Annotated in this window: 6 protein-coding genes; 4 read left to right on the top strand and 2 right to left on the bottom strand. The window is 77.1% G+C overall.

The annotated features are described in order from the left end of the window. From EF903_RS28075 to EF903_RS28065, 3 genes are all read left to right on the top strand, one after another. Window positions 1-753: DUF4139 domain-containing protein (locus EF903_RS28075; RefSeq protein ID WP_125547813.1), on the top strand; the 753-nt coding region annotated here is incomplete at its 5' end. A gap of 8 nt (window positions 754-761) precedes the next feature. Further along, window positions 762-2,363 (top strand): mucoidy inhibitor MuiA family protein, encoded by a 1,602-nt coding sequence (locus EF903_RS28070; protein ID WP_125547811.1) that lies wholly within the window; start codon window positions 762-764, stop codon window positions 2,361-2,363. 123 nt (window positions 2,364-2,486) lie between these two features. Beyond that, window positions 2,487-3,218, top strand: a complete 732-nt coding sequence (locus tag EF903_RS28065) for a hypothetical protein (protein WP_125547809.1) — start codon at window positions 2,487-2,489, stop codon at window positions 3,216-3,218. Between the two features lie 38 nt (window positions 3,219-3,256). Here EF903_RS28065 and EF903_RS28060 read toward each other — a convergent pair whose 3' ends face one another. Continuing rightward, window positions 3,257-3,901 (bottom strand): dihydrofolate reductase family protein, encoded by a 645-nt coding sequence (locus EF903_RS28060; RefSeq protein ID WP_125547807.1) that lies wholly within the window; start codon window positions 3,899-3,901, stop codon window positions 3,257-3,259. Window positions 3,902-4,115: 214 nt separating this feature from the next. Between EF903_RS28060 and EF903_RS28055 the strand changes: the two genes are divergently transcribed. Further along, on the top strand, window positions 4,116-4,484 hold the full coding sequence (locus EF903_RS28055; RefSeq protein ID WP_125547805.1) for a DUF6233 domain-containing protein: 369 nt from the start codon (window positions 4,116-4,118) through the stop codon (window positions 4,482-4,484). Between the two features lie 14 nt (window positions 4,485-4,498). Here the strand turns inward: EF903_RS28055 and EF903_RS28050 are convergent. After that, window positions 4,499-5,353, bottom strand: an 855-nt coding sequence (locus tag EF903_RS28050; RefSeq protein WP_260616030.1) for an FAD-dependent monooxygenase, incomplete at its 5' end; no start/stop codon positions are given.

Below are 5,353 nucleotides of genomic sequence, written 5' to 3'. Positions count from 1 at the left end.
CTCCTCGATCAGCGTCAGCTGCCGGTCACGGCGGGCCTGCACGGCCGCATGCCGGTCGCGGAGCCGCTCGGCCGCCTCCCGCAGCTCGTGCGGCGTGCGCGGGTCGGCGGGCTCCGCCTCGACCACCGCTTCGACGCCGCCGCCCGCGCCGACGTCCCCTCCGACGGCACCTGGCACACCGTCACCGTCGGCGAGGTCCCGCTGGGGCTGCGCACCGAGTACGTGTGTGTGCCGTCGGCCGAGCAGACGGTGTACGCGACGCTGGTGCTCTCCAACGCCACCGGCCAGGCGCTGCTGGCGGGGCCCGTGGAGGTCACCGTCGACGACGAGTTCCTGCTGACGGCCGCGCTGCCCACGCTCGCGCCGGGCGCGGTCTCCCGGCTCGGCCTCGGCCCTGCCGACGGCGTCCGCGTCACGCGGCGCACGAACCTGCACGAGTCGGCGGCGGGGCTGCGGGGCGGTACCACCGTCCTGGACCACCGCGTCCACGTGGAGCTGGCGAACCGGCTCTCCCGGCCCGTCACCGTCGAGGTCCGCGAGCGGGTGCCGGTCGCCTCCGACGCGGACGTCCGGATCGAGGAGCGGGCCGACTGGAAGGCCCCCGAGCCCGGTGCCGGACCGGAGGACCACGCCCCGGGCACCCGCATCTGGCGGGTGGAGCTGCCCGCCGGCGGCGCCACCGCGCTCGACGGCCGCTTCGAGATCCGCATCCCGGCCGCCAAGGCCCTCGTCGGCGGCAACCGCAGGAGCTGAGACACGCCATGCCACACGACACGCCCCGCGCCACGCCGCACACCGCCTCTCCCGCCGCTGCCGGAGAGCCGATCGCCCTTCCGGTCACCGCCGTCACCTGCCTGGAGGACCGCGCCCACGTCGAGCGCACCGCCGTCCTCGACCTCGAAGCCGGGGTGCAGCGCCTCCGCCTCGGGCCGGTCAGCGCCCTGGCCGTCGACCGCACCCTCCACGCCGAGCTGGACGGCGGCCCGGAGGCCGCCGTCCTGGACGCGCGGATCGTCCGCACGTGGACGCCCCGCGGCCCGCTGCCGTCCGCCGGCGACTCGGCACTGCGGCAGCAGCTGCACGCCCTCGAAGCGGAACAGGTCTCGGTGCGGCACCGGCGGGACCGGCTGCACGTCCGTCTCGGCCTGCTCGGCAGGCTCGCCGACCGCCTGCTGCGGGAGATCCGCGAAGGCGCCGGCGCCGGCGTGAGCGACCCGGACCGCTGGGCGCGCGAACTGGACCGGCTCGACGCCGAACGCGACACGTACGGCGAGCAGCTGCGCACCGCGCAGGCCCGGCTGGACGCCCTCGACACGGAACTCGCGGACACCCGGCGGGGCCTGGCCGCCGCGGAGGCGCAGCCGGCGGAACTGGTGGCCCACGTCGAGGTGACCGTCCGGGCCTCGGCGGCCGGGCCGGCCCGGCTGCGGCTCGGCCACCTCACGGCCTGCGCGCTGTGGCGGCCCGTCTACCGGGCCGTGCTCGACGGCGGCTCGCTGACGCTGGAGAGCGACGCCATGGTGTGGCAGCGCACCGGGGAGGACTGGTCGGGCGTGCGCCTGACCCTGTCGACGGCCCGGTCGGCGCTCGCCACCGAGCCGCCGCGGCTCGTCGAGGACCGGCTGGCGCTCACCGAGCGCACCGCCGCCGAACGCCGCACGGTCGACGTGGAGCTGCGCGAAGAGGAGGTCGCGGAGCTCGGCCCGGCGCCCGTGGTGGGCCTGCCGGGCGTGGACGACGGCGGCGAGACCCGCGTCCTGGCCGCCCCCGCCCCCGTCTCGGTGCCGTCGGACGGCCGCGCCCACCGGGTGCCGCTGTCGTCCTTCACCGCGGACGCGGCCGCCGAGTACGCCGCCACGCCCGAGCTGTCGCCGCTGGTGACGCAGGTGGTCCGGTTCGCGAACCGGTCCGGGCACGCCCTGCTCGCCGGGCCCGTGGACCTGGTCCGCGGCAGCGGTTTCAGCGGCCGCGGCACCCTGGAGTTCACGGCGCCCGGCGCCACCGCCGAACTCGCCTTCGGCAGCTGCGACGACCTGCGGGTGGTGCGGCACGCCGAGGAGTCCCGCGAGACCGGCGGGATCGTGCAGCGGACGGTGGTCACCCGCACGGTCCGGCTGCACCTGTCCCGGTTCTCGGCTCCCGGCGAGCGGGGCGAGCGGACCGTCGCCGTCCGGGAGCGGATCCCGGTCTCGGAGATCTCGGCGGTGGAGGTGCGCCTGCGCAAGGAGGCCTGCTCCCCGGCCCCGGATGCGGTCGACGCCGACGGCATCGCCCGCTGGGAGGTCGCCCTCCCGCCGGGCGGCCGCCGCAGCATCACCCTGGCGTACGAGGTGTCGGCGGGCGCCAAGGTCGCCGGCCTCTGACCGTACGGGCACCCCGTGCGGACCGGGCGCGCGCCGCCGGGAGCCCCGCGCCCTCCGGCGCCTGAATGCGCCGGTCCGCCGCATAAGCTCGCACCGGCGCCCCCTATGACCGAGGAGGATCCGATGAACCCCGCCGGGGAAGGGCCACTGCACCTGGACGCGGTCAGCGTCCTGAACGCGAAGACGACGCTCGTCCAGCTCCTCGGCCGGGCCGGCATCCACCCCGGTGACGCCGAGGAGCTGATCGGGCTCGTCTCGGCCGGGGCGGTCGCCGTCGCGGCCGCGGAGGTCGCGGGGGGCGCGGAGGACGCCCCGGCGGCCAAGGGCGAGCCCTACACGTCCGGCTGGCTGGACGGCGCCCACACCGTCACCGAGGCGCTCGGCGGGATCGCCGAGCGGATGCTGCGCGACGCCGTGGGCGCCGACACGCCCGGGGACCCCCTGGACGCCCGCCCGCCCGCGGGGCGGATGGAGCTGGAGCGGGCGAAGGTGGCCGTGCTGCCGCTGTACCTGTCGTTCGCCGCGGAGTCGGACCTCGACCCGGACGTCTCCGAGCCGGTCCTCACGGCCGTCCTCGGCACGATGAGCACGCGGCAGCGGACCGGGTACGCGGGGCGGCTGACGGCGTTCGCCGCGGAGCACCGGGCGCGGCTGGAGCGGATGTACGCGCAGTACGGCCCGGGCAGCCCGATCGCCATCCACGGCCGGTACTCGCTGCTGCACTCCCCCACCAGCGTCGCCGTGCTGGAGCGCCTGCTGACGGAGCCGGCGGCGCTGCGGGAGGAGTGGGACGCGGCGGAGCTGCCGCCCGCGTGGCTGGAGGGCCTGACGACGGCCTGGGGGGAGCCGCAGTAGCGGCCCCGCGGCGAGGGGTGCGGGGCCGCGGGGCCGGCTCAGGCGTCGTGTCCCAGGCCCCGGTCGGGTGCGCTCATGTCGCCCGTGGCGGGGACGCCGTCCGCCAGCCCGTAGCGCAGGTACACGGTGCCCGACGGGCCGGCGGCCGGGGGCGCGAGCAGCGTGACGTTGGCCGGTACCGCGCCCTCGGCGAACACCTTCTTGCCCACGCCGAGCACGACGGGGTGCACCCAGAGGTCGAGGCGGTCGAAGAGCTTCTCGCGCAGGAGGGTCTGGACGAGGTCCAGGCTTCCGACGACCTTCACGTGCTCGTGGCGGTCGCGGATCTCGCGGACGGCGGCGGCCAGGTCCGGGCCGAGCTGCGTGGAGCCGGCCCAGGAGAGGTCGGGGGTGCCGCGGGAGGCCACGTACTTGGGGACCCGGTTGAAGAGCTCGGCGATCTCGCCGTCCTCGCCGCCCTTCTGGTGGGGCCAGTAGGCGGCGAAGATGTCGTACGTCCGCCGGCCGAGCAGGAGGGCGTCCGTGCCCTCGTACGCGGCGCCGATCTGCATGCCGGTGTCCTCGTCCAGCAGGGGTGCCTGCCAGCCGCCGAACGGGAAGCCGTCCGGGTCTTCGTCGGGGCCGCCGGGCGCCTGGCCGACGAGGTCGAGGGTCGCGAACATCGCGATGTGGATGAGTCCCATGGCGTGCTCCAGGGTGCGAGGGGTGGTGTCCGTCTCAGGGATGGACCGGTCGGCTGCCCGGGAATCATCGGCGCGCCGGATCGCACACCGGATTCGAACAGGTTTACGATTGAGGGGTGAGTGCGTACGCCCTGCCGTCTGCCGGTCCCGGTGCCGGCCCCTCGGCCGTCGGCGCCGCCGCGCCGTGCGCCCCGCCCCGGCGGGGGGTGTGACGGTGTCCGGCGGGCGGGACACCGGCTGGCTGCTCCCTCCGGACCTGGACCGGCTGAAGACCCTGGAGCGGTGGTGCGAGCTGCTGCTGGAACTCGTCCGGGAGCGGATCGGCGAGATCGAGACGGCCGCACGCATCGCGGAGGCCGCCGCGGGCAGGCCGGTGCCGGCCCCGGTCGTCGAGTGGCAGATCCAGTACGGGATCGGCGCCTCCAACGCCCCCATGCTGATCCACACCGGCGACTGCACCCTGACCTCCGGGCGGACCCGGCCGGCGACCCGCGCCCAGGCCGTCGACGCCCTGCGCCACCCGCAGGTCGAGCCCTGCGGCGTCTGCGGTGCGGGCAGGCTCCTCGGCGCCGGCGACCCCTGAGGAGCCGCAGCGGCCTAGCGTGGCTGCCGGGCGGGGAGGCGGAAGCCGTTGAAGAGGCCGTCCATGCCGCGCAGGGCCAGGCGGTCCGGGACGGCGCGGACCGCGGCATCGCGGGCCGCCGCCGCGAGGGGGTGGCGGAGGGCGCCCAGGCGGCCGACCCGGCGGGCCCGCACGCGTACGGCGTCGGTGCGGTCGCGCCGGGCCGCGGTGTACGCGGCGAGGGCGGCCGGGACGGGATCCGCGGCGCCCGGACCCGGGCCCGGGTCCGGGGCGCCGCCCGCGGGGAGGAGGTGGGCGAGGACCACCGCGTCCTCGATGGCCTGGCAGCCGCCCTGCCCCAGGTTGGGTGCCATGGCGTGGGCGGCGTCGCCGACCCAGGCGATCCGGCCGTGGTGCAGCCGGGGCAGCGGTGCGGCCAGGTCGTGGAGGTCGTTCTGCAGGACGTCGGCCGGGTCGAGGCGCCGCACCCGGTCCAGCAGGGCGGGGATCGGGTCGTGCCACGAGCCGAAGCGGTCCAGGAGCTCCGCGCGGGGGTCGGCCGACCGGGTGCCGGCGGGGGCGAGCGCGGTGGCGTACAGGTAGAAGCGGCCGTCGGCCAGCGGGGTGATGCCGAACCGCTCTCCGCGCCCCCACGTCTCGCTCATGGCCCGGATGCCGAGGTCGGGGGCGTCCACGATGGTCCGCCAGGCCGTTTCACCCAGGTAGTGCAGGCCGGGGTGGGCGGGGAAGTACGCGCGGCGCAGGGCGCTGCGGATGCCGTCGGCGGCGACGACGAGGTCGGCGGGCAGTTCCGCGCCGCCGGCCGTGCGGACGGTGGGGCACGGGCCTTCCGCGCCGTCCACGGCGGTCACGGCGTCCCCGTACCGGAG

It is taken from the genome of Streptomyces sp. WAC05292, from assembly GCF_003949955.1.
GTDB lineage: Bacteria > Actinomycetota > Actinomycetes > Streptomycetales > Streptomycetaceae > Streptomyces > Streptomyces globosus.
Note: the sequence above shows the minus strand (reverse complement) of the source record. Positions and strands in the feature narration are given on the sequence as shown.